Genomic DNA, 24357 nt, shown 5'->3' with positions numbered 1-24357 from the left:
AAAATATAAAATCACCCGCCGTAAAATTAATTTTGTATATTTTATTGTTTTTATTAAGATATTTGCTAAAACGCTTAAAAAAAGGCCCTAAAGGTCCTTGTAAAAATAAAATATTTTCATTATTAAATTTACTTATTAAACTATTTATATTCATACTTTCTTTCACTTAGAATACTACCCCCACAATTTAGTAATATTGAGCGTGGGGGGGGGTATTTTAAAAATTTTTTAGTTATATTAACCTAAACTTATTAACTAATTAATTTTTAATTATTTCATCTAAAAGTTTAAAGGTAAATTCATTGATTTCTTTTAATTTATCTTCACTAATACTTTCAAATCTAGCTACTAAATAAGGGCTAGTATTGCTTGCACGAAGTAGTGAAAATCCATTTTCAAATTCTAATCTCACTCCATCAATTTCAATTAGCTTAGCGTTTAGATTAAGAGATTTTATTTTTTCTTTATAAGTATTTATTATATTAAATTTATCACTTTCATTTACTTTTATTTTTATTTCATTACTTGAATATGCTTTAGGTAAGTTATTTAAAATATCAATAAAATTAGGATTTTTTAAATATAGCTCAATAATTCTTAGCATAGAATAAATCGCATCATCGTATCCATAATATTTGTCATTAAAAAATACATGTCCGCTAAGTTCTGCTGCTAAATCTACATTTAATTCTTTTATAGCTTTTTTGATATTTGAATGACCTGTTTTACACATTGAGCAAGTTCCTAGCTCGTTAATTTTATCAAAAATTACTTTTGAGCATTTAACTTCACAAAGGATTTTAGGATTTTTAATATTATTTGCAAATAGATAGCAAAGCTCATCACCTTTAATGATTTTATCTTTTAAAACACATACAATTCTATCAGCATCTCCATCAAAACCAAAGCCAAGTGTCGCAGTATTTTTAACATAGTTATTTTTATAAAGTGGAGTAGGGCAATGATGAGAAAAATTGCTAAAATTAAGCTCATTTTTAATAGCAAATAGATTTTCTTCTTCTGTTGGATCTGGCTCGTGAGATTTAAACTCACCATCAAATTCACTAAAATAGTGAGCATATTTAATATTTAAAATATCTAAAATGTTTGCTACAACTTCACAAGCTGCACCACTAGCCGTATCAATTGCTAGATTTATATTGGCGTTTTTAAGATGAGCGAATTCTTTTTGCAAAAACTCAATATATTTTGTTTTAATATCTAATTCTTCATATTCGGCATTTTCAATCTTATCATCAAAATCTTTTATGTGATTTGCAACTTCAGTATAAATATCACTAAGCTCTTTTGCAAAAAAACTTTCTTTATTTATAGTGATTTTAAAGCCATTGTATTCTTTAGGGTTATGTGATGCTGTTATCATAATATTTGCATCAATTTCATAAGCATAATTGCTAAAATACCCAAGTGGAGTAGGAACAAGTCCAAGTGAATAAACCTTAATTCCTGCACGATTTAGCCCATAAATTAAAGCATTATTTAAGACTTTATTACTAAGTCTTGCATCATAGCCTACGCTTACGCTTTTTGCGTTTTTACTAAGTATAATTTTACCTATTACAAAACCTAAAGCCTTAGTAAAACTAGGACTAATCTCAGTCCCAAAAATCCCCCTAATATCGTATTCTCTAAATATGTGTTTCATTTTGTTTTCCTTTGAACTAAATAGAAAAATAATATTTTTCTTATATATTGCTTAAAGTTATTTTTTTTTAAAATTATATTTTTTTCTTTAAATAAACCTTCGTAATTGGTTATTTTATATTGCTTACATAAATTAATTATATATTTATTATATTTTATGGCAGTTCTGTTTGAATTCCAAAGTTTATTTTTATTTAGTAGGTCATATGATTTCATTTTATTAATTAAAATTTCATGGTTATTATTTTTTAACATATAAAATTTACTAAAAATTGGCCAATTATGCCATCTATGAATTAAAAATAAATCCTCAAATAGCAAAGGTAATGTATAATATGCCATATACCTTCTAAACCCTTTAAGGTTTGCAACTATATTGGAAGTTTCGTTAATATAATAGTCATTTGGTTTTTTAGAATGTGGGTTATTTGCTATTAATCTATGGATTAATTCAAAGTCTTCCCCTCCATGACCAATGAAATCTGTATCAAATAATCCAATATGTTCAAGGTATGTTTTTTTAATAACCATAGCTGAACTATTTAGCGATATGTTTTTAACTAACTTATTGTTACCTTTTAAAAAATCATCTTTAATTTCTTGAATGTTTTTGTTCTTTTCAAATACTTTTGTTCCTTCTTTTGTAAGATATATAAAAGGTAGAAGTATAAAATTATTATTTTTTCTTTCTAATTTTTTTATAATTTTTTCTTCTAGTTTATCAAAAAAATTATAACCTACTGACATATCCACATCATAAAACATTATATATTTATTAGATGCTGATTTAATTGCTTCGTTTCTTGTTATAGCAGGTGAAAATATGCTTTGGTACTTTAATTGTATAATTTTAATATTTTGATATTTTGATATCAGATACTTATTTTTGCTTGAATCGGTGATGATTAACTGATATTTTTTATTTTTAAAATATTCAATTAATTCTAAAGCTCTTTTATATACATAATGTTTTTTAGAATTGTAAGATACAGCAGTTATTATTGTTAATTCCAATACAGTCCTTTTTAAATACAAATGTTAATTTTTTTTGTTTACTATAGTAAAATAAAGTAAAAATAAGGGTTTATACATGGTGGTACTACCAAAAATATCAGTAATTATTCCAGTTTATAATACGGGTAAATATATTAAACAAATTTTAAGCAGTATAAAGGTTCAGAATTGTGATGATATAGAAATTATATGTATAGATGATGCATCTACTGATAATAGTTTAATAATATTAAAAGAATTGAAAAAAGATTTTAAGAACTTGTATATTATTGAAAATGAAAAAAATTTAGGAGTGGGTAGTACGAGAAATATAGGTGTTTTAAAATCCAAAGGTAAATATATATGGTTTATTGACTCTGATGATAATATTGAACTAAATTCAATATCTACAATCAAAAACTATATCGATTGTGACCCTGATATTTTAATTTTTAACATAAATGTTTTTGATTGTCAGAAGGAAAAGTTTTTAAATAATAGTTGGTATAATAATTTCAACAATTTAGTAGATGAAAATTTAAGATATAGAATAATAGAATATGATTGTTATAAAAAATTTATATATTTTATAAATATGACATTGCATAATAAAATAATAAAAAGAGAAATTTTATTAAATAATAATTTATATTTTAGTAATTTAAAATACTATGAAGATGGCTATTTTTTATTACAATGTTATTCAAAAAAGCCCAAATTAATGTTTATAAATGATAGATTACACACATATAATATTAATAGAGAACAAAGTGCTACTACTGTTATTAAAGATAAAACTCTGAAGGAGTTGGGTTTTTACAATACTATAGGTAAGGTTTTTTTATTTATATATGATAACCTAAAGACGCAGGATGCTGAATTATTTGTTAACTTTTTTTATTTTTTTGTAAGATCATGGTATGTTAAATGCAAAGCTTTTGAAAAGAATTATTTTTTAAAGAATATAAACAAAAAAACATTAGAAATTAAGAAAGTTATAGGTGAGGATAAAATAAATAATATCTATTATTATAATCTTTTTTTTAAAAACATAAACAGTTTGAAAAATATAAAATTATATGAAGATAACACGGTATATCATTTTATAAATTCATTTGGATTAACTTTGTTTAGAAGTAAAAAAAATACAAAAATTAGTATGTTTAGAATTTTTGAAATTCCAATTTTTACGAAGAGAATTCAAAATGATAAAACACAGATTAAAATTTTAGGACTTCCTATTTTTAGAAATAGGTGTAATGAAAATATTTATATGTTTAGAATTTTTGAAATTCCAATTTTTACGAAGAGAATTCAAAATGATAAAACACAGATTAAAATTTTAGGACTTCCTATTTTTAGAAATAGGTGTAATGAAAATATTTATATGTTTAGAATTTTTGAAATTCCAATTTTTACGAAGAGAATTTTGAATAATGTTAAAATTTATAAAATTATAGGAATTCCTGTTTTTAAGATTAAGAAAACAATAGAGTTGGATGTAAGCAAGATTATTTCAACAATAAAAGAAGAAAATAGAATTTTAGAATATAGACTTAAATCACATTACGAGAATTTAATAGGTTGTTATAAGCAACACTCGTTGGTTTTTTCAAAGTATAGAAATATATATAAAAATAACGAAGTTGTAATTTTAGGATCGGGTCCAACATTAAAATATTATAAAAAAGATCCAAACAAGATTTATATTGGATGTAATAGAGTTTTTCGTGATTTTGAATTAGACTTTTTATTTATGGCAGATTATGAAGGCGTTAAAAGTTATATTAACGAATTAGCAAATATAAGTAATAATACTAAAATATTTTTTGGTTTTAATATGTTTGATAATTACAAACATGATAAATATCATTGGAAAAATAAATTACGTATTCCAAATAGTTTTTTAACATTAAATAATGTAGATTTTTATTATATTAATAGAGATTTGGATAGTAGCTATACAAGAGAAATATTTGATGATATTTCTATTTATCCATTAAGCGATTTTTATACAATTGCACATCATGCATTCCATTTTGCATTGTTTACTGGGGCTAAAAAAATCTATATTGTTGGATGTGATTCTTCGTATAATGGATATTATGATGGTGCAAATCAAAATTTACAGTGGAGCACAGATTTTAAAATAATTATTAATGGGTGGAAAAAATTTAAAAAATTTGCTGATATTTATTATCCTGCAACGCAGATAATATCTATTAACCCAATAGGGTTAAAAGGAATATTTCATGATGAATATACTGAAGAATTTTTATTAAATACAAAGGATAATAATGGGTAAATATATAATATCTGCAAAACCAGATGGTTTTGGCATGAGGCTCTCATCTTTGATTGTTGCTATTGCAGTTGCAAAAAAATTAGAAATGAAATTTAATTTTATATGGCCAGAATCTATGGATTTGGATTTTATAAATATAAGAAGTGTAAATAATAAATTGAATGTTAATTATATAGCTAATGATATTCCTAAAAAAGAGGAAATTTTTAGTAAAAATTTTTTAGATAGTTATTTATATAAAGAATATATATATCCAAATCATGGTCAAAATATTTCTAAAAAAAAGAGAAGCATTAGTGAATTAAAAAATACTAAGGAAATGAAAATTGGATGGTTTTCCACGGATAAAATTCCTACATTGTGGATAAAAAAATATCCAATAGATGAATGTTATTATGATTTAGGTGTTGCGTTTAATGAAATTCAATTTTCTGATAAATATAAAAGAATTATAAAAAAAGCAGAAAAATTTGCTTCAGAATTAAATAATAATTTTGTATCTTTACATATTAGAGGTGGTGAAATGATATATGGCCCATCAAGAAGACTAACTTTAGATTGGATTATTAATGAACGTTATTTTCCTTATGAAATAGCGTATGAAATACTTAAAACTAATCAAGAATCAACTACTGTTGTTCTTTTTGGGCAAGATATAGATTCAAATAAAGCACTTAAAGCATTATTTAAAAATACTAATAAAAATATTATCCTTGTAGATGAAGTTATAGATTTAAATTATGATAGTAACGAAAGGGCATTTTTTGAGTTAATACTTATGTCTAAGTCAAATAAAATTATTTCGGCAAAGGAGAGTGCTTTTTCTAAAACATCTGCTATGATATCAGGAAAAAATATACTATTTTCATATCATGATATGTATTCAGATAGAAAGCAAATAAAATATATTTTAAAAAATAATCAAATTTTAAATTTGCATAAAATGCAACAAGCTATGGCATATTCTAGATTGGGTGATATTTATAAAAAAAGATTTTGGAATTATAACAAAGCAATAAAATGCTATGAAAAAGCTTATGAACTAGACAATACAAACGAAACATTTTTAATATTTAAAATGATATTACTTTTAAAATTAAAAAAATACAATGCGCTTAATACTTTTTTATATAGCATAGAAAAAAATAATAAATTAGTTTTGTTTTTAGAAGTTTTATTTAGTCATCATAAAAGAAGATTTGCATATATTTTCAATAAAATTATAAGTTACAAAGGTAATTTAAAATATATAAATTATTTAAAAATTATTATCATAATTAACACTACTAAAATTAACTATATTAATGAAAATATCATCTCTACAAATTCTTATCTGGAACAAATAGTACATAACAAAAAAATTGTTTCTTCTTCTGGTGAATTTATAACCTATAATCATTTGTCTTATATATTAGGACAAGCACTAACTAGTGGTAGTTTTTATACTAAAATATTTAAGATATTTTTTATCTTACCTAGAGATATTAATAAGTTTTATTTTATAAAAAGTCAAGTTATTGAACAAAACAACAATAAAAATTATTATGATTACGATAAGGTTATGCAGATAAAGAATAGTTATGAGTATTTGATAGGAAAAACTATTATTTATTCGTTTAAAAATATTTTAAAGGGCGAATTAATAATACTTCCTTTTAAGCTATATAATATTTATAAAAATAAAAGAAAGGACTAAAAATATGGATATATGCATAATAGGCGCTGGAATTTCAGGGATGTCTCTAGCTAGAATATTAGTAAAAAATGGTTATAATGTGGAAATATTAGAGGCTTTACAGCAAGTAGGTGGTATTGCAAGAACAAGAGATGTTAATGGTATTGCTTATCATATAAATGGAGGACATTGTTTTAATTCTAAATATGATGATGTTATGGATTTTGTATTTAATGATATTTTAGAAAAAGATAGATGGAATAAAATTAATAGAAATGCAAAGATTTGGTTTAAAAATACTTGGATATCATATCCAATTGAATTTGCAATTAAAGAGGTATATAATCTAGATAAATCAATGGCTTTTAATATCACTAAAGAAATGTTTGAAGCAAATTATGAAAACGGTAATAATTTAGAAGAATGGTTTATAAATCATTTTGGAAAAACTTTATCACGAGAGTATTTTATACCATATAATACTAAAATTTGGGGAATTGAACCTAAAAATATGGATTTTTCATGGATTGTAGATGATAAGCAGATGAAATTACCAGTTCCTTCTAAAGAATCTTTTTTTAAAGGTTTAATAGATAGCAATACTGATGATATGGCTCATGCTTGTTTTTATTATCCAAAGACTAATAATCAAAATACTTTTATAGATGCATTTAATAATGGTAGCTTTAAAATTATGTTAAACTATGTTGTTGAAAAAATTGAATATAATAATAAAAAATATATTGTGAATGGCGAAAAAAAATATGATTTACTTATAAATACTTCACCATTAAATGAAATATATAAAAAAATAGATTTTAATATACCTAGTGAAGTAATGGACAGTTTTAAAAAGTTAAAATATAATAAAGTTTCAAATATGTTATGGGAAACGGATGGAGAATTAGATGCTACTTGGGCATATATACCAAGTAAAGATAATAAAATTCATAGGTTATCAAATATTGGAGCTTTGTTTAGACCTGTAAAAAATTACTGCATAACAGAAAGTATTGGCAACATTTCTTTTGACGAACTATATAGAGAAGGTAAAAAAATTAAATACTTAACAAAACCTTTGGATTATAATGTTACAGAACATGCATATGTGTTTTTTGATTTAAATTATACTAAGGTTAAAAAGATTTGTGTAGACTATTTGAATTCATTAGGGATTATTTCTCATGGAAGATTTGGTGAATGGGAATATTATAATATGGATATTTGCATAAAACGTTCGATAGATTTATCTAAAAAAATAATAAGTAATTACAAGTGAGAAAAAATGGCAATAGAATTTGAAATAATAGAATCTGAAAAGATTAAGGGCGTTTATATTGTTAAGCCAAATAAATTTAAGGATTTAAGAGGTGAGATATGGAGTGCGTTTATTAGTAAAGACTTAGATGTTTTATTGCCTAAAGGGATTAAATTTATCCATGATAAGTTTATTACTTCTAGGTACAATGTATTAAGAGGTATTCATGGAGATGCAAATACTTATAAGTTGGTAACATGTCTATATGGAGAAATAGAACAGGTTGTGGTGGATTGTAGAGTAGAAAGCCAAACTTATATGCAATATGAAAAATTTATTATTAATCCAGAGAACCAATTTATTGTGTTATTACCTCCAAATATGGGAAACGCACATTATGTAAAAAGTGATTTAGCTATTTATTATTATAAATGTGCTTATAGTGGTGACTACACTGATGCTGATAAACAATTTACATTAGCATGGAATGACAGTAAAATCGGAATAAATTGGTCTTGTAAAAATCCAATATTATCTAAAAGAGATTTAATTATGGAGGCATAAAATGACTAAAACATCTAAAATTTATATATCTGGACATACGGGTACAGCAGGTTCTGCAATATTAAAAAAATTAATTTCTTTAGGTTACACAAATATAATATATAAAAGTCATTCCGAATTAGATTTAATGGATTGTAAAAGAGTTGATGATTTTTTTAGTTGTGAAAGACCAGAATATGTTTTTTGTACTGCTGCTAAAATGATACCTATAGGGCAAAATAATAAAGCAGATATTTTGTATGAAAATACATTGATACAAAATAATATTATTCATAACTCATATAAGTATAAGGTAAAAAAAATGATATCTTTAGGCAGTAGTTGGATGTATCCAGAAAGTTCTGTTAATCCAATTAAAGAAAAAGAATTATTTAATTCATATTTCAATAAACATGCAGAACCATATGCGCTTGCTAAAGCTCATTGTGCAAAGATGATTGAATATTATAATAGGGACTATGGTACTCAATTTATTTTCACTCCATTAACAAATCTTTATGGTCCGTGTAAAGAACTGGATTTAGATAAATCTAGAGTATTTATAGCAATGATGAGAAAAATTCATTTAGCAAAATTATATTTTGAAGATAATTTTGATGGATTAAAAAAAGATACTGGTTTATATAAAATAGATGAAATTATTTCGTTTTTGAATATAAATGGTATTTTTAAAGACAGATTGGAATTATGGGGTACTGGAAATACTAGAAGAGAATTTTTATTTTCAGAAGATTTAGCTGATGCTTGTATTTTTTTAATGAATACAAATATAGATTTTCAAAAAAATTGTTTAATTAATATAGGGACAGGTGTTGACATTACAATCAAAGAGCTATCAGAAATGATGTCTATGGCGATAAAATATAAGGGTAGAATTATTTTTGATGCATCAAAGCCAGATTCTAATATGAATAGGCTACTAGATATTTCAAATATTAATAAGTTAGGTTGGAAGTGTAAAACCGATTTAGATACAGGTATTCAATTTATGTATAATTGGTATATTGATAGGAATGGAATTTAACATGAAAAAAGTTTTGATTACAGGATTTACAGGTCAAGTTGGCTCACAATTGGCTGATTTTTTATTAGAAAACACTGATTGTTATATAATAGGTATGATGAGATGGCAAGAGCCTATGGATAATATTTATCATCTAACAAAAAGGATAAATAATAAAGATAGAGTCGAGATATTTTATGCAGATTTAACAGATTTTTCAAGTATGCAAAAGCTTTTTGAAAATAAAAGACCTGATTTTATATTTCATTTAGCTGCACAATCTTATCCAAAAACTTCTTTTGATATACCTATAGAGACTTTACAGACCAATATTATTGGTACAGCTAATTTATTAGAAAATATTCGTTTGTTAAAGCAAAAAGATGGGTATCATCCAGTGGTTCATATATGTTCATCTAGTGAGGTTTATGGTAGAGCAAAAGTTGGCGTTAGATTAAACGAAGAAACCAAATTTCATGGAGCAAGTCCTTATAGTATTAGTAAGATTGGTACGGACTATTTAGGTCAGTTTTATGGAGAGGCTTATGGTATAAGAACATTTGTAACTCGTATGGGAACACATAGTGGTCCAAGAAGAAGTGATGTGTTTTTTGAAAGTACTGTAGCTAAGCAAATAGCGTTAATAGAAGCTGGCTTACAAGAACCAGTTATTAAAGTAGGTAATTTATCTAGCACCAGAACATATCAAGATTGTAGAGATGCAATAAGGGCTTATTATCTATTAAGTCAAGCTAGTTTAAATAATAAAGTTCCATGTGGAGAAACATTTAATATAGCAGGAGAAGAAGCATTTAAATTACCTGAAGTTATTGATATTTTATTAAGTTTTAGCTATAGAAAAGACATAGTAGTAAAGACAGATAGTGAAAGACTAAGGCCAATTGACGCTGATTATCAGATGTTTGATAATACTAAAATAAAAAGTTTTATAGATTGGAAACCAGAGATTCCGGCTAGGAAAATGTTTGAAGATTTACTTAATCATTGGAGAGATGAAATTAAAAGTGGTAGAATTCCACTAGATAGGTAATATATGAAAATAATTAGAAGTATAGCACCTTTAAGATTAGGTTTAGCAGGTGGTGGAACAGATATAGATTTGTATTGTAATAAATATATAGGCTATGTATTAAATGCCACTATATCTTTATATGTTCATTGCACTATTATTGAAAGAGATGATAATAAAATTTATTTTGAATCATCAGATTTTAATACAAAAGAATTATGTAATTCTAGTAGTCTATTAGAAAATAATGGAGATTTGAGATTATACAAATTAATTTATAATCGTATTGTTAGAGATTATATTAAACAACCTTTAAGTTTTAGTTTATATACATACTCTGATGTACCTAGTGGAAGTGGTTTGGGTGGAAGTTCAACTTTAGTTGTTTGTATATTAAAAGCATTTGTAGAATGGTTAAATTTGCCTTTAGGTGAATATGACATAGCAAAATTAGCGTATGAGGTAGAAAGGGAAGAAGCTGGTATAGTAGGTGGTGCACAAGATCAGTATGCTGCTACATTTGGTGGTTTTAATTTTATGGAATTTCATGATAATAAAAAAGTAATTGTTAACCCTTTAAGGATTAAACGTTGGATTGTAAGCGAGCTTGAATCTAGAATAGTTTTGTATTTTACAAATATAACAAGGGAAGCAAAAGATTTAGAAGAACATAAGAAAGGTAAATTAGGTGATGAAAAATCTTTGCAAGCGATGCATAATATAAAGCAAGATGCTATAGGTATGAAGGAAGCTTTATTGAAAGGCGAATTTGATAATATAGCAAATATACTTGGTAAATCATGGCAATCTAAAAAAACTGTAGCAGGTATTGTATCCAACGATGAAATAGAAAGAATTTATAACATTGCAATGCAAAACGGAGCATATAGCGGAAAGACTAGTGGAGCAGGTGCTGGTGGGTTTATGTTTTTTATGATAGATCCCATTAAGAAATATGATTTAATAAAAATCTTAAATAAAGAGCAAGGATATATTGCTGATTTTCATTTTGTAGAAGAAGGAACTAGATCGTGGAAAATATAAATAATTATATAAAAGAACATATTTTTGATTCAATAAAAGTTAAGCAAGAAATATTAAGCAATGTTTGCGTAATTGAAGAAATTAAAAAAGCTGCATTAGAAGTATTAAATGCTTATAAAAATAATAAAAAAACTTTACTAGCAGGCAATGGAGGTAGTGCAGCTGATGCTCAACATATTGCAGGAGAATTTGTCAGTAGATTTTATTTTGATAGACCTGGAATTCCTTCTATTGCATTAACTACAGATACTAGCATTTTAACAGCTATAGGAAATGATTATGGGTATGAAAATTTATTTTCAAGACAAATACAAGCCAATGGTGTTTCAGGCGATATTTTTATAGCTATTTCAACTAGCGGTAACAGTAAAAACATTTTGAAAGCTCTAGAGGTATGTAAAGAAAAAGATATAAAAACGATAGGGTTGACCGGAAGTGATGGAGGATTAATGAATAATTTGTGTGATATTATAATTAAAGTTCCATCTAACTGCACTCCTAGAATTCAAGAATCTCATATTTTAATAGGACATATTATTTGTGCTATTGTAGAAGAAGAGATGTTTGGTAAAGGGTTTTAGTGGAGGCTATAATTTTAGCAGGTGGATTTGGCACAAGATTACAAAGTGTAGTTTCTGATGTGCCTAAACCAATGGCGCCTATTAATGGTAAGCCATTTTTAGAATATATTTTACTGTATTTAAAAAAATATGGCATTAATAAAGTTGTTTTGGCAGTCTCATATAAAAAAGATATTATTAAAAATTATTTTAAAGATTCTTTTTCTGGTATTAAAATTATATATAGCGAAGAAAATGAACCATTGGGAACTGGTGGAGCAATAAAACAAGCTTTGGATTTTGTTATTAACAAACATGTCTATGTTTTTAACGGTGATACGTTTTTTGATTTTGACATAAGAAAAATGAATTTGAGAAATAGTTGTATTCAAATAGCTTTAAAAAAAATTAATAATTCAAGTAGATATGGTGTTGTTAAAATTAATAATGGTATAATAAGTGAGTTTTGTGAAAAAAATTATAAAGAATGTGGTTTTATTAATTGCGGCACATATTTGTTAAGTAAAGATTTGTTTACTGGCTTTAAACTAGAAAAATCTTTTTCATTTGAATATTTTTTAGCAAAATATGTAAACGAATTGAGTATAGAGACAATAATTGATAATGGTTATTTTATCGATATTGGGATTCCTGAAGACTATTATTATTTTTGTAATACTTATAATAGCTATTGAAATTATAGGTGGAGATATTTTTACAACTTAAACAATATTAATATGTTGCTTTGCTTTGTAAAATGTAATGTTTTTAGTGTTAGAAAATATTTTTTTGTATAAATTATGGAGGTTTTATGAATATAAAAGCGTTAATACCAGTAAGGTCTGGTTCACAAAGAGTAAAAAACAAGAATATTAGACCATTTGCAGATAGTTCATTGTTAGAGATAAAAATATTACAAATGTTAAGGATTAAAGATTTTGGTTTGATAGAAGATGTAGTTGTTAATTCAAATTGTGATGATATGCTTAAATTAGCTAAAAATCTTGGTGCTAGCATAGTTAAAAGAGATGAGAAATTTGCTAGAAGCGATTCTCTTATTAATTTGGTATATGAAGATTTGGCAAAAAATATTGATTGTGATGATGTACTTTTTTGTGATTGTACTAACCCACTTTTAAAAGATGCAACAATAATAAAAGCTATTGATATGTATAAAAATATGGATAAAAATAAATTTGATTGTGTAGTTAGTGCAAGCGAAGTAAAATTATTTATGTATAAGGATAATAAGCCACTTAATTATGATGAAAATGCTAAACCAAGAAGTCAAGATTTACCGGAAATATATTCTTTAAATACAGCATTGCATTTAATAAGTAGGGAGTATATGGTAAATTGTAAAAGAATAATTGGTAATAACCCTTTATTTGTAATAAATGATAGATATGAAGGTGTGGATGTTGATGAGGAAATTGATTTTGAATTTGCTGAGTTTTTATATAAAAAATTAAATGGATAAACATGAATATTAAGATACTTGATTGCACTTTAAGGGATGGCGGTTATGTAAATAATTGGAATTTTGGGTTTAATGTAATTAGTCATTTAAATGAGTGCTTGGCTAGAAGTGGTGTTGATTTTGTAGAAATTGGATTTTTGCAAAAATGTACTTATGATAATAATAAAACACTTTTTAATGACATTTTGGATTTTAATAATATATTGCAAAATAAAAGTAGTGATACAAAATATTTAGGTATGATTACTTATGGTGGATATTCTATAGATGAAATACCTTGTTTTGATAATCAATTTTTAATTGATGGGTTTAGGATAATATTTAAAAAGTCTCAGATTAACGATGCTTTGGAATATTGTAAGGCTGTTCAAAATAAGAGTTATAAAATTTTTATAAATCCGATGCATACTTATGAGTATAGTGATAAAGAGTTGATAGAGCTTGTTGAAAAAATTAATGATATTTCTCCTTATGGGGTTTCAATAGTTGACACAATGGGTATAATGAAACCAAGGCAAGTAGTTAGGATATTTGATATTTTTGACCATAATTTGAATGATGATATTGCAATTGGTTTTCATTCACACAATAACCTTCAGCTTTCATTTTCAAATGCAACAGCACTTTTAGAGTATGCTTATAGTTCAAAAAGGGAAATAATTGTTGATTCTTCAATTAGAGGTATGGGTAGGGGTGCTGGTAATTTATGTACAGAACTATTGATGCAACATTTGAATGAAAATTATGATAAAAACTATAATTTATTACCAATATTAAAAGCTATTGATAATTCTATAGAAAAAATATATAAAAAAACCCCTTGGGGTTATAATGTACCTTATTATTTAGCAGCTATTAATAAGTGCCATCCAAATTATGCTTCTTTTTTATCGGAAAAGGATTCAATAAGTATAGATGCAATTAATTCAATTTTATTAAGCATACCAAATGATAAAAAATCAGGATATGATAAAAATTTAATAGACCAATTATATTTGGAGTATCAAAGTCATAAAATTAATGATGATAAAACTATTGAATTTCTAACAAATGAGTTGAGAGATAAACAAATTTTAATCTTAGGGTCTGGTAAAAGTATACTAAGTGAACAAGATAAAATTTCTGATTTTGTTAAAAATAATAATGTTTATATTATTAGTTTAAATTTTTTCACTGATTTATATAATTGTAATTTGGCTTTTGTAAGTAATATAAATAGATATAAAAGCGCAGTAATAAGTAATAAAAATTATATGATAACTTCAAATATTTTAAATGAAATTAAAGAGTATGAATATATTTTAAATTATGGCTCATATATAAATAATTCTAAAATGCCAGATAATTCACTTTTAATGTTAATTAAAGTCCTAATAAAATGTGGTATAAAATCAATCAATATAGCTGGATGTGATGGTTTTGATGGGGATGATTATTTTGATGCTACTTTAAAAAATACATCCAAAATAAGAGATATTGATGATAGAAATGAGATTGTATCTATTGTATTAAAAGAATTAAGCAATAGTATAGATATAAGATTTATAACACAAACTAAATATATGGTGGAGTAATGAAGTATAAATTAGTAATATTTGATTTAGATGGCACATTAGTTGATAGTTCTATTGGAATTTTAAAGGCTATAGAGTATACAATTGTTGAAAATAAATTACCAAAATTAGATGATGAAATAAAAGCAAGTTTTATAGGTCCGTTAGTGTTTGATTCGTTTAAAAGAGTTTATGGATATGATGATGACTTGACAAATAATATTACACAGTATTATAGAAATGTTTATAAAAAATATTTTTTAAATGATTGTAAAATTTATGATGGTATTATTGAGTTACTTCAATATTTAAAAGAGCAAAATTGTTATATTTCTATAGCTACATATAAAAAAGATGATCATGCTAAAAAATTAATTTCAGATTTAAATATAAATAGTTATTTTGATTATATATTAGGATCGGATTTAGAAAGTAAGATGACAAAGCAAGATATTATTAAAGCAAATATTGCACTTTTTAACCTTACACAGCGTGATTGTATCATGATAGGTGATAGTATACATGATGCAAAAGGTGCTATGGAGTGTGGAATAGATTTTATAGGTGTAACTTATGGTTTTGGATTTAAAGATGAAAAAGATTTACAATCATATCCCAATAAGCTATGTGCTAAAAATCCTTACAAAATAATAGATTTCTTAAAACAATAAAAACAATAATATTAAACCAAAAATATTATTTCTTGCTATATTGTTAATAATTTATCTAAAAAATAACCAGCATAAGCAGTATTTATTATATTAATTATGATAGCTTTATCTATCTCTTTTCGTAAAATATTCTATTATTCTGTCATTATTTAAAAAACATGTGTTTATTATCTTATAAAGTATTTTTCCATCCTCTATTGGAATTTTTGCATTATCAATCCTAAATAATTTATATTTACTTGGAGTTTTTTGACTTTTAAAACCATCTTCAGTAATTGTAATTTTAAATTTATTATTAAAGCTCTCTTTTGAGTATTTTAGTATTTGATAGTCAATATGAGTAAAATACTGTTTACTTGCATCAAGCATACAATGAATCATATGTGTATATCTAATGTTATTAAAGAGTTCGTTATGATTTTCATCATTATTTTCTAAAATTTCTTCAAAATATATACCATCACTTCCGTTCGAATAGATATATAATTTATCTTCTAATTTAACATAGTCATTCTCGTTAAAAAAAATTGAAAGCGCTTTGCAGAAATTGTTTTCTTTCAAAGAATAAAAATCAAGACCTCTTTCTTTTTCTTCATGATTTAAGCTACTTTCACCTACTATGGTGTTATATTCCTCTAATCTTACATTTATTTCTATTTCTATATTTGAATCGAATAGTTCATTAAGTTTGAAAAGTAGGCTAGCTGGTATATTGCAATCTAAAGCTATTCTTTTGCCATTAAAGTCTTGTCTAGATAAAGCTGCAGATTTCACCAAATGTGTGTATGTCTTGTCTGTTTTAGTAATTTCTATCATATTATCCTTGTTTAATTTAATGCCTAGAGAGCAAATACTATTTTCACATTTTATTTTAAATTTCTCTTCATTGTCGTATTTCAAAGTAGTAGCTGGTACTTTTTCTTGCATCGGAAAAAACTCATTAATAATTTTATTGAATTCATCTTCGCTAAATATATTTTCGTATTTATCATTCTTAAGTTCAATTTCGTTAGAATCTGCATAATTTAGTAATTTTATTTGTCTTTCAGAACTATTAAATTGTGGGTGTGGTTGTTTTGTTTGCACCTCAATGTCCTTTTTTTAAATTATGATATAGAAAATTTGTGAACATATTAAAATTGTGTTGATGGCATAGTTAGTTATATTGATTTTTTAGCAACAAGCTTTTTGATAGTACTTATACATTTTCCAAACATTTTAGAAAAACTTAAGTATCTAGGGTATATAATCATAATACCAGCTATCAGCCCATTGATATTTAGTTGTCTTCCGCGGCGAGATAGGATTTCTGGAGTTATGTTTTTATCAATGGTTAGACCCCAGCCGGCATAAAATGGAGCTCCGTAAGTTACCACTACTTTATCACGAATTAATGCATCATATCCTGCTGTTGATGTGATAGTATGAACCTCATCACAAGCTTTTATGCAACTATCTATACTAATATCAGTTATAATTTCATCGCAATATTTTAAGATAATTTTCTCATCCTTAAGTCCTTTACGATTACCAGCTACTACATCAGGATGAACTTTATATATTATATAAGCCTCTGGATTTTCAGCTCTAACTTGTTTTATAAGTTTTAAAGTGTCATATCCTAAACCACCACATTTGATAGACGCATCATCTTCAACTTGTGCTGGAATTAGTATTGTTTTTTGTTTTCTTTTTGGCAATTCTTGATGTTTTAAGCAATTGTATTTAGAAAATGAATTATCTAAAATTAGTTTTCTAATCTCTTTTGCTTCTTCTATTAACTCATCGCTAAAATTAGTATTTTTTAGGATATATTCTAATCTACTTGGGGTATTTGGGTCAAAATAAATCCCTATATCATCAACTACAAGCGAGTAGGGTGTGGCGTAATTAGAACCTAGTCCAATTGAGCGAATAAACCCATCTTCAACAATACTAACATTTTTAAAATACTTTAAAAGTTCTGATTTTTCATATGTTTTGCCCCAAATAAATGCTTTATCGTTTTCATTTAAATTGTATTTTTTAAGTTTTTTAAGAGATGAAATATAAATTATTTGATTATTGTCCGATTTAAAATAATGCTTAATATAAAATCTCTTATACCATAAAAACCCAAAGAAAAATAATCTCCCTGAATTAGCCTTATAAATTTCTCTAAATTGTACTATGGTTTTCATAGTATCAAAAATATCTGAAACATTTTCAGAGTAAGGATTATAATATTTCGTATATAAAAAATACATAGCATAAAATATTTCTTCAATATTTCTTATTTTTATTCTACGCTCACATTTTTGTTTATCTCTTGTAATTCCCCATCCTGCGTAAAACGGCATTCCATAGCACACGCATTCACACCCACAAAGTAAAGCTTCAAACCCCATTGTTGAAGTTTTTGTATAAACCTTTTTAAAGTTTTGAAGTAAGATTATTGGATTATAACTATCGCTTATAATCTCACATTCTTGTGGAATTTCATTTATGTTTATATCGCTTTGTTTTTTGCTATTTAGTGTATCTGGATGAATTTTTACATAAATTTTAGAATTAGGGTTTTCCTTGATTGCGTCTTTAATCATATCAAGTGAATTAATATTATTAGCTAAACCATATTTAAGTGATAGATCATTTGCACTCTGTAAAATCACTAAAACATTATCTTTATTCCCTAATTTAAATTCTTTGTAAGCATTGTTATATTTGCTTATATTATTATCTACTAGATATTTGATAGCTTTTCTTGCTTTTTGTAATTCATCTTCGCTAAACTCGTAAGTATTTAAAATATTTTCTAATCTACTAGCAGCGGTTGCATCGTAGTAAATCCCAATATCATCAAATACTAGTGACAAGCTATTTTTATCATTAATGCCAAGCCCTAAAGAGCGAATAAGCCCATCTTCAAGTAAGCAAAATTTAGCATTATTTTTTTTAGCTAATTTCTTGGCTATTTTGCCACTTTCCTTTCTTCCCCAGCCATAATAAACACCATTGCAACTTGCATCACGCCAAGAAAGATTTAAAAAGTTTTTAACATTTTTACGAAGTTTGTATTGTTTAAAATATCTAATAATCATAGTATTAAAAGCCCCTTTTAAGGGGCGAGAAATTATTTTTTACTTTCTTTTAATGCAATGTGTAATTCATTTAGCTGAGCATAAGCAACTTTGCTTGGTGCGTCAGTCATTAGGCATTGCGCTCTTTGAGTTTTAGGGAATGCTATTACATCTCTAATTGAGCTAGACTTTGTAACTAGCATTAATAATCTATCAAGCCCTATTGCAAATCCACCATGACTAGGTGCTCCGTAGCTTAATGCGTCTAGTAAAAAGCCAAATTTTTCTTTTTGTTCATCTTCGCTAATTCCAAGTAATTTAAATACTTTTTGTTGAATATCGCTTCTATGAATCCTTATGCTTCCACCACCAAGCTCAACTCCGTTTAATACTATATCATAAGCAACAGAACTTATTTCATCAATTGGTGCATCAATATTTTTTGGCATTGTGAATGGATGGTGCATTGCCGAATAGCTTTCATCATCATTTTGCTCAAACATAGGAAAGTCAACAACCCATAAAAACTCAAATTTATTTTCATCAATAATCTTTAATTCATTTGCTAAGAATAATCTAAATCTTCCCATATAATCTAAAACGGTTTTTTTAGCACCAACGCCAAAGAATACTACATCTCCTACACTAAAATCAGCTTTTTCTTTTAAGAAATTTATAAGTTCAGCACCTTCATCATCAAAAAATTTAGTCAATGGTCCTTTTGGTCCATCTTCTTTCATTTGAATAAACGCAAGTCCTTTAGCACCAAATTTTCTAACATATTCTTCAAATCCTTGCATTTGGCGTTTTGAAAAAATATTATCTCCATTTTTAACAACAATTGCTTTTACACGATTTTTCTTAGTATCTTTTGCAGGTTCGCTAAAAATAGCGTTATTTGACTTTGCAAAAATGTGTGCAACATCAATCATTGGCATATCAAATCTTAAATCAGGTTTATCACTTCCATAGTTTTCCATTGCTTCATTATAGGTCATTCTTTTTACATTTTGTGGCATTGCAATACCAACACTTGCAAATGTTTCTCTTAAGAAAGTTTCAGCATTTTGCATAACCATTTCTTGGTCGCAAAAACTCATCTCAACATCTATTTGAGTAAATTCAGGTTGTCTATCAGCTCTTAAATCTTCATCTCTAAAGCATTTTGCAATTTGAAAGTATTTATCAAACCCAGCAACCATTAAAAGTTGTTTGAATAATTGTGGGCTTTGTGGTAACGCATAAAATTCGCCTTCATGCACACGAGATGGAACTAAATAATCTCTTGCACCTTCAGGTGTAGCTTTTGTTAAAATCGGAGTTTCTACTTCCATAAATCCTAATTTTGTTAAAGCATTTCTAGCTGCTGTTGTAATGATTGAACGCTTTTTAAAATTATCTAATAATTTAGGATTTCTAAGACTTAAAAATCTATATTTTAGTCTTAATTCTTCATTAACATTTAAATCATTTATATCAAAAGGTAGCGCTTTTGCACTATTAATTAGTTCAATTTCGCTACATACTATTTCAATTTCTCCGGTTTTTAGTCTTGGATTTACTAAACCTTCGCCTCTAGCTCTAATCTTACCTTTAGCACTTATTACATACTCATCTCTTAAGCTGCTTGCTATTTCGTGAGCATTTTTGTTTATTTCAGGGTCACATACTAATTGAATAATACCTTCTTTATCTCTTAAATCTAAAAATACAACTCCACCATGGTCGCGGTAGCTATTTACAAATCCAGCTACAACTACTTCTTCATCAATGTTTTTAATGCTAAGCTCAGTGCTATAATGTGTTCTCAATTTCTTTCCTTAACATGAATTTTTATTAAATTAATTGATTTTTACTCAAAAATTGTAAATTTATAATAAAAAGAATAAGAAAAGATTATGAAAAATAAAGAAATTAAAAAAATAATTATATTTTGCAAATTAGGTTTAGAAGATAGTTTGGAATTAAATAATATAAAAAATTATCTTAATAGTAAAAATATTGAATATTTAATATATATAAATGATAGAAAAAATGAAATAGAATTTGATTTAGAAAATGTGGGATTATTAATATCCTTAGGTGGAGATGGAAATATAATTTCAGCTTGTAGATATTTAGCAAATTCTAATATTCCTGTGTTTGGAGTAAATGCCGGTAATTTAGGCTTTTTAACGGAGTTTAAAACTACAGAATTTGAAACCGGTATGAATGAGTTTTTAAGTGGTTCATATAAACTTGAGCGACCATTTTTACTAAGTGTTCAAATAAAGCTAAATAATGGCAAAATCTTACAAAAATATGCTTTTAATGACGCAGTATTTAATAGAGCAAATCATTTATTATTAGCGGATATAAAAACGAGTTTTAAAGGAGATATTTTTAATAACTATAATGCCGATGGGCTTATAATCTCCACTCCTTCAGGCTCAACTGCTTATAATCTTAGTGCAGGCGGCTCAATTATTTATCCATTAAGCCGTGTTTTTATGCTAACTCCAATTTGTTCTCATTCGCTTACTCAAAGACCAATAGTATTACCTAAAAGTTTTTTTATTGATATTATAAGTGCAAATTGCACTTTAAGTATAGATGGGCAAGAAGTATTTAATAAAGATGAATTTAAAAGCGTTAGAATAGGGCTTAGTAATGTAAGAGCAAATATTATTAGGCGTAAAAATAGCTCTTATTTTAGGGTTTTAAATGAAAAGCTTAATTGGGGAGAAGTAAGATGATAGAAAGATTATATTTTACAAATAATATAACTTTTGATGAACTTAACTTAGAATTTAAAAATGGTCTTATAGTTTTTACAGGTTCTAGTGGAGCTGGAAAATCAGTGATTTTTAAAAGCATATTAGCAGCTTTTGGAATTTTTGAAAGCAGTGCAAGTCTTTTAGAAATTAGCATAGATGATAAGATAAATGATGAAAGTATAGAAAATTCTAATCCAAATGTTTTTAGGGTTAAAAAGGATAAAGTTACTAGATATTTTATAAACAATCAAGCAGTTTCAAAAAAGATTATGAGTGAGCTAAATGCTAGTAATATTCGCTATTTATCGGCTAAAAATTATGATGATTTTGAGCCAAATTATTTATTAAAAATGCTAGATTTAATCATAGTTAAAAAAGAACAAAATTATGAAAATACTTTAAATGAATATAAAAATAATTTTAAAAAATTAGATGAATTAGAAAAAGAATACAAAAAATTATGTGAAGATGAAAATAAAATCAATGATTTAAAAGAATTATTAAGCTTAGAAATTAAAAAAATTAAAGATATAAATCCAAAAATAGGCGAATATGAAAAATTATTAGATATTAAAACCAAGCTTTCAAAAAGAGATAAAATAGAACAAGCTTTAAGAAAATCAGAAGGCATTTTTGCCTATGAGAGCAGTGTTTTAGAGCTTTTAAGATTAGCTAATATTGATAGTGAATTTTTTGTAAGTGCTATGAATGAATTAAATGATATTTATAATGATTTAAGTAATGATAGTAGTGAGTTAGATATTGAAGAGATTTTAAATAGATTAGAAAAGCTTCATTATCTAGTAAAGCGTTATGGAAGCGTTGAAGATGCGTTAAATATACTAAAAGATAAAGAAAAAGAATTAAATATTTATGAAAATATTGATTACGAAAAAGACAATATTGAAAAAGAGCTTAAAACTCTAAAAAATAAGCTTATAAGCGATGCGAAAGCTATATCAAAAATAAGATTAATTTACCTTAATGAACTTGAGTGTAAAATTAATGATTATCTAAATTTGTTATACTTAGACAAAATTGCTCTTAGGTTAGTGGAATTTGAACTAGGAATTAACGGCATAGATAGATTTGAAATAAGTCTAAATAAAGCAGGTTTTAAAGAGATTAGCTCGGGCGAGTTAAATAGATTAAGACTTGCATTTTTGGCTAGTTTTGCTGATTTTATTGATTATGCGAATGGTTATATATTTTTAGATGAGATAGATGCTAATTTAAGCGGAAAAGAGGCCATTAGTATTGCAAATGTAATTAGTAAATTGAGTAAGCATTATCAAATATTTGTAATAACTCATATGCCTTGGATTTGTGCAAAAGCAAATCAGCATTTTTTAGTAAGTAAAGAAAACAATAAAAGCTTTGCAAGAGAGCTTAGAAAAGATGAAGTAGCAAATGAACTTGCAAGAATGATTAGTGATGAGAATATCAGCCAATCAGCCTTAGATTTTGCAAAAACCATATTAGAAGGAAAAGAATGAAATTACTATTAGTAGATGACAATAAGATGTTAGCTAAAGCAATAGCAAAAAAAGTTAGTGGCGCATTAAATTGCGAATTTGATGTAGCTTATGATTTTGCAGAGGCTAAAGAGTTGCTAGATAATAATCAGTATTTTGCTGCATTACTTGATTTATGTTTGCCTGATGCTATGCATGGTCAAGTTGTTGATTATGCTCTATCTAAGAAAATTCCAAGTATTATTCTAACTGGACTTGATGATGACGCTACAAGAAAAAGTTTTATGGATAAAGACATTGTTGATTATGTGCTAAAAGAAGGTAGCGAATGTGTTGATTATATAATAGATATTATTGAACGCTTACAAAGAAACGAAAATACAAAAATTATAGTGGCTGAAGATTCAATGGCTATGAGAAATATTATTAAAAATATTTTGCAAGCTTACAAATTCCAAGTTTTCCCAGCAGCTCATGGAGCTGAAGCATTAGGATATTTAGAACAACACCCTGATGTAAAACTTATTTTAACAGACAAAGAAATGCCAGCAGTTTCTGGTGAAGAACTTATAAAAGAAGTTAGAAAATCTTATAATAAAAATCAATTAGGAATAATAGTTTTAACAGCTCACGGAAGTGATGATGTTGGTGCTAGAATGCTAAAAACCGGAGCAAATGATTTTATTCAAAAGCCATTTTCAAGAGAGAATATTATTTGTAGGATTAATAATAGTATAGATTTAATTTATTATTCAGAACAACTAAAAGAAAGTGCTGAAAAGGACTTTTTAACAAAATTAAATAATAGAAAAAGCTTTTTTGAGGCTAGCAAAGAATATTATTCAAAAATCAATGATGATGTTGATTTTGCTGTATTAATGATAGATATAGATAAATTTAAAAACATTAACGATACACTAGGTCATGCTGCAGGAGATAGCGTTATTGTTCAATGTGGTCAAACTCTACTTGAACAAGTTAAGGGTGGGGATATGGTTGCTAGATTTGGTGGCGAAGAATTTTGTTTATTAATTAAAAATATTAAGAAAGAAGACGCTATTAAAATGGCAGTGAAAATTAGAAGTGCAATTAAATCAACTCCTGCTATGTATCTTGATAAACCAATTAATTTCACAGCTTCAATAGGAGTTGCAGTAGGCTCTAAAAAATCAGAAATAGAAGAAATGATTAAAAAAGCTGATGAAGCTTTATACGACGCTAAAAGAAATGGTCGTGATAGAGTTGAAGTTTATGAAGGCGAATAAT

General features: G+C 26.2%; 20 protein-coding genes. 15 read left to right on the top strand and 5 right to left on the bottom strand.

Annotated elements, in window-relative coordinates; translation table 11 throughout:
• Positions 1-259: 259 nt before the first annotated feature.
• Positions 260-1666, bottom strand: a complete 1407-nt coding sequence (locus AVBRAN12637_RS04340) for a phosphomannomutase/phosphoglucomutase (RefSeq protein ID WP_336615389.1) — start codon at positions 1664-1666, stop codon at positions 260-262.
• Positions 1663-2679: a glycosyltransferase gene (locus AVBRAN12637_RS04335; protein ID WP_336615388.1), complete on the bottom strand. Its 1017-nt coding sequence runs from the start codon at positions 2677-2679 to the stop codon at positions 1663-1665. Before AVBRAN12637_RS04335 ends, AVBRAN12637_RS04340 begins: the two co-directional genes overlap by 4 nt.
• Positions 2680-2755: 76 nt before the next feature.
• On the opposite strand from AVBRAN12637_RS04335, the gene AVBRAN12637_RS04330 reads away from it, so the two are divergent.
• The 12 genes from AVBRAN12637_RS04330 to AVBRAN12637_RS04275 all read left to right on the top strand — a co-directional run bounded on the left by AVBRAN12637_RS04330 (position 2756) and on the right by AVBRAN12637_RS04275 (position 15801).
• Positions 2756-4963, top strand: a complete 2208-nt coding sequence (locus AVBRAN12637_RS04330; RefSeq protein ID WP_336615387.1) for a glycosyltransferase family 2 protein — start codon at positions 2756-2758, stop codon at positions 4961-4963.
• Positions 4956-6659: a hypothetical protein gene (locus AVBRAN12637_RS04325; protein WP_336615386.1), complete on the top strand. Its 1704-nt coding sequence runs from the start codon at positions 4956-4958 to the stop codon at positions 6657-6659. Before AVBRAN12637_RS04330 ends, AVBRAN12637_RS04325 begins: the two co-directional genes overlap by 8 nt.
• A 4-nt stretch (positions 6660-6663) precedes the next feature.
• A complete protein-coding gene (locus AVBRAN12637_RS04320) occupies positions 6664-7917 on the top strand; it encodes a protoporphyrinogen/coproporphyrinogen oxidase (RefSeq protein ID WP_336615385.1) in 1254 nt (417 codons plus the stop codon).
• A 6-nt stretch (positions 7918-7923) separates the two neighbouring features.
• Complete coding sequence (locus tag AVBRAN12637_RS04315) at positions 7924-8460, top strand: dTDP-4-dehydrorhamnose 3,5-epimerase family protein (RefSeq protein WP_336615384.1); 537 nt, start codon at positions 7924-7926, stop codon at positions 8458-8460.
• 1 nt (position 8461) lies between these two features.
• A complete protein-coding gene (locus AVBRAN12637_RS04310; RefSeq protein ID WP_336615383.1) occupies positions 8462-9484 on the top strand; it encodes an NAD-dependent epimerase/dehydratase family protein in 1023 nt (340 codons plus the stop codon).
• Position 9485: 1 nt separating this feature from the next.
• Positions 9486-10514, top strand: coding sequence for a GDP-mannose 4,6-dehydratase (locus AVBRAN12637_RS04305; RefSeq protein ID WP_336615382.1), 1029 nt, complete (start codon positions 9486-9488; stop codon positions 10512-10514).
• Between the two features lie 3 nt (positions 10515-10517).
• Positions 10518-11537 carry a D-glycero-D-manno-heptose 7-phosphate kinase gene (hddA, locus tag AVBRAN12637_RS04300; protein WP_336615381.1) on the top strand — a complete coding sequence of 340 codons (1020 nt, stop codon included), beginning with the start codon at positions 10518-10520 and terminating at the stop codon, positions 11535-11537.
• The gene (gmhA2, locus tag AVBRAN12637_RS04295; RefSeq protein ID WP_336615380.1) at positions 11525-12118 is read left to right on the top strand and encodes a D-sedoheptulose 7-phosphate isomerase; all 594 of its coding nucleotides are present in this window, start codon (positions 11525-11527) and stop codon (positions 12116-12118) included. The genes hddA and gmhA2 overlap by 13 nt, the downstream gene beginning before the upstream one ends.
• Positions 12118-12792, top strand: coding sequence for a nucleotidyltransferase family protein (locus AVBRAN12637_RS04290; RefSeq protein ID WP_336615379.1), 675 nt, complete (start codon positions 12118-12120; stop codon positions 12790-12792). Before gmhA2 ends, AVBRAN12637_RS04290 begins: the two co-directional genes overlap by 1 nt.
• 116 nt (positions 12793-12908) lie before the next feature.
• A complete protein-coding gene (locus AVBRAN12637_RS04285; RefSeq protein WP_336615378.1) occupies positions 12909-13577 on the top strand; it encodes an acylneuraminate cytidylyltransferase family protein in 669 nt (222 codons plus the stop codon).
• Positions 13578-13579: 2 nt separating this feature from the next.
• Positions 13580-15151 carry an aldolase catalytic domain-containing protein gene (locus AVBRAN12637_RS04280; protein ID WP_336615377.1) on the top strand — a complete coding sequence of 524 codons (1572 nt, stop codon included), beginning with the start codon at positions 13580-13582 and terminating at the stop codon, positions 15149-15151.
• Positions 15151-15801, top strand: coding sequence for an HAD family hydrolase (locus AVBRAN12637_RS04275; protein WP_336615376.1), 651 nt, complete (start codon positions 15151-15153; stop codon positions 15799-15801). Before AVBRAN12637_RS04280 ends, AVBRAN12637_RS04275 begins: the two co-directional genes overlap by 1 nt.
• A 105-nt stretch (positions 15802-15906) precedes the next feature.
• Here the strand turns inward: AVBRAN12637_RS04275 and AVBRAN12637_RS04270 are convergent, their stop codons facing one another.
• The 3 genes from AVBRAN12637_RS04270 to aspS all read right to left on the bottom strand — a co-directional run bounded on the left by AVBRAN12637_RS04270 (position 15907) and on the right by aspS (position 20671).
• Positions 15907-16887, bottom strand: coding sequence for a hypothetical protein (locus tag AVBRAN12637_RS04270; protein ID WP_336615375.1), 981 nt, complete (start codon positions 16885-16887; stop codon positions 15907-15909).
• 74 nt (positions 16888-16961) lie between these two features.
• On the bottom strand, positions 16962-18881 hold the full coding sequence (locus tag AVBRAN12637_RS04265; protein ID WP_336615374.1) for a capsular polysaccharide biosynthesis protein: 1920 nt from the start codon (positions 18879-18881) through the stop codon (positions 16962-16964).
• 32 nt (positions 18882-18913) lie between these two features.
• The gene (aspS, locus tag AVBRAN12637_RS04260) at positions 18914-20671 is read right to left on the bottom strand and encodes an aspartate--tRNA ligase (RefSeq protein WP_336615373.1); all 1758 of its coding nucleotides are present in this window, start codon (positions 20669-20671) and stop codon (positions 18914-18916) included.
• Positions 20672-20758: 87 nt separating this feature from the next.
• On the opposite strand from aspS, the gene AVBRAN12637_RS04255 reads away from it, so the two are divergent.
• From AVBRAN12637_RS04255 to AVBRAN12637_RS04245, 3 genes are read left to right on the top strand one after another with little or no spacing between them, the layout of a single operon-like run.
• Positions 20759-21595, top strand: a complete 837-nt coding sequence (locus AVBRAN12637_RS04255; protein WP_336615372.1) for an NAD(+)/NADH kinase — start codon at positions 20759-20761, stop codon at positions 21593-21595.
• Positions 21592-23112 carry an AAA family ATPase gene (locus tag AVBRAN12637_RS04250; RefSeq protein WP_214117981.1) on the top strand — a complete coding sequence of 507 codons (1521 nt, stop codon included), beginning with the start codon at positions 21592-21594 and terminating at the stop codon, positions 23110-23112. The genes AVBRAN12637_RS04255 and AVBRAN12637_RS04250 overlap by 4 nt, the downstream gene beginning before the upstream one ends.
• A complete protein-coding gene (locus tag AVBRAN12637_RS04245) occupies positions 23109-24356 on the top strand; it encodes a GGDEF domain-containing response regulator (RefSeq protein WP_214117982.1) in 1248 nt (415 codons plus the stop codon). Before AVBRAN12637_RS04250 ends, AVBRAN12637_RS04245 begins: the two co-directional genes overlap by 4 nt.
• Position 24357 lies beyond the last annotated feature (1 nt).

Origin of the sequence: Campylobacter sp. RM12637, from assembly GCF_020137645.1 — a bacterium.
In the GTDB taxonomy this organism is placed as follows: Bacteria; Campylobacterota; Campylobacteria; order Campylobacterales; family Campylobacteraceae; genus Campylobacter_E.
The sequence above is the reverse complement of the archived record's forward strand: the minus strand, read 5'-3'. Positions and strand labels throughout refer to the sequence as shown.

What these genes read in the sequence shown, in the direction of transcription:
- AVBRAN12637_RS04340 (WP_336615389.1), bottom strand. Translation starts at nt 1,666, where the DNA reads ATGAAACACATATTTAGAGAATACGATATTAGGGGGATTTTTGGGACT.
- AVBRAN12637_RS04330 (WP_336615387.1), top strand. Translation starts at nt 2,756, where the DNA reads ATGGTGGTACTACCAAAAATATCAGTAATTATTCCAGTTTATAATACG.
- AVBRAN12637_RS04325 (WP_336615386.1), top strand. Translation starts at nt 4,956, where the DNA reads ATGGGTAAATATATAATATCTGCAAAACCAGATGGTTTTGGCATGAGG.
- AVBRAN12637_RS04320 (WP_336615385.1), top strand. Translation starts at nt 6,664, where the DNA reads ATGGATATATGCATAATAGGCGCTGGAATTTCAGGGATGTCTCTAGCT.
- AVBRAN12637_RS04315 (WP_336615384.1), top strand. Translation starts at nt 7,924, where the DNA reads ATGGCAATAGAATTTGAAATAATAGAATCTGAAAAGATTAAGGGCGTT.
- AVBRAN12637_RS04310 (WP_336615383.1), top strand. Translation starts at nt 8,462, where the DNA reads ATGACTAAAACATCTAAAATTTATATATCTGGACATACGGGTACAGCA.
- AVBRAN12637_RS04305 (WP_336615382.1), top strand. Translation starts at nt 9,486, where the DNA reads ATGAAAAAAGTTTTGATTACAGGATTTACAGGTCAAGTTGGCTCACAA.
- hddA (WP_336615381.1), top strand. Translation starts at nt 10,518, where the DNA reads ATGAAAATAATTAGAAGTATAGCACCTTTAAGATTAGGTTTAGCAGGT.
- AVBRAN12637_RS04285 (WP_336615378.1), top strand. Translation starts at nt 12,909, where the DNA reads ATGAATATAAAAGCGTTAATACCAGTAAGGTCTGGTTCACAAAGAGTA.
- AVBRAN12637_RS04280 (WP_336615377.1), top strand. Translation starts at nt 13,580, where the DNA reads ATGAATATTAAGATACTTGATTGCACTTTAAGGGATGGCGGTTATGTA.
- AVBRAN12637_RS04275 (WP_336615376.1), top strand. Translation starts at nt 15,151, where the DNA reads ATGAAGTATAAATTAGTAATATTTGATTTAGATGGCACATTAGTTGAT.
- AVBRAN12637_RS04265 (WP_336615374.1), bottom strand. Translation starts at nt 18,881, where the DNA reads ATGATTATTAGATATTTTAAACAATACAAACTTCGTAAAAATGTTAAA.
- AVBRAN12637_RS04255 (WP_336615372.1), top strand. Translation starts at nt 20,759, where the DNA reads ATGAAAAATAAAGAAATTAAAAAAATAATTATATTTTGCAAATTAGGT.
- AVBRAN12637_RS04250 (WP_214117981.1), top strand. Translation starts at nt 21,592, where the DNA reads ATGATAGAAAGATTATATTTTACAAATAATATAACTTTTGATGAACTT.
- AVBRAN12637_RS04245 (WP_214117982.1), top strand. Translation starts at nt 23,109, where the DNA reads ATGAAATTACTATTAGTAGATGACAATAAGATGTTAGCTAAAGCAATA.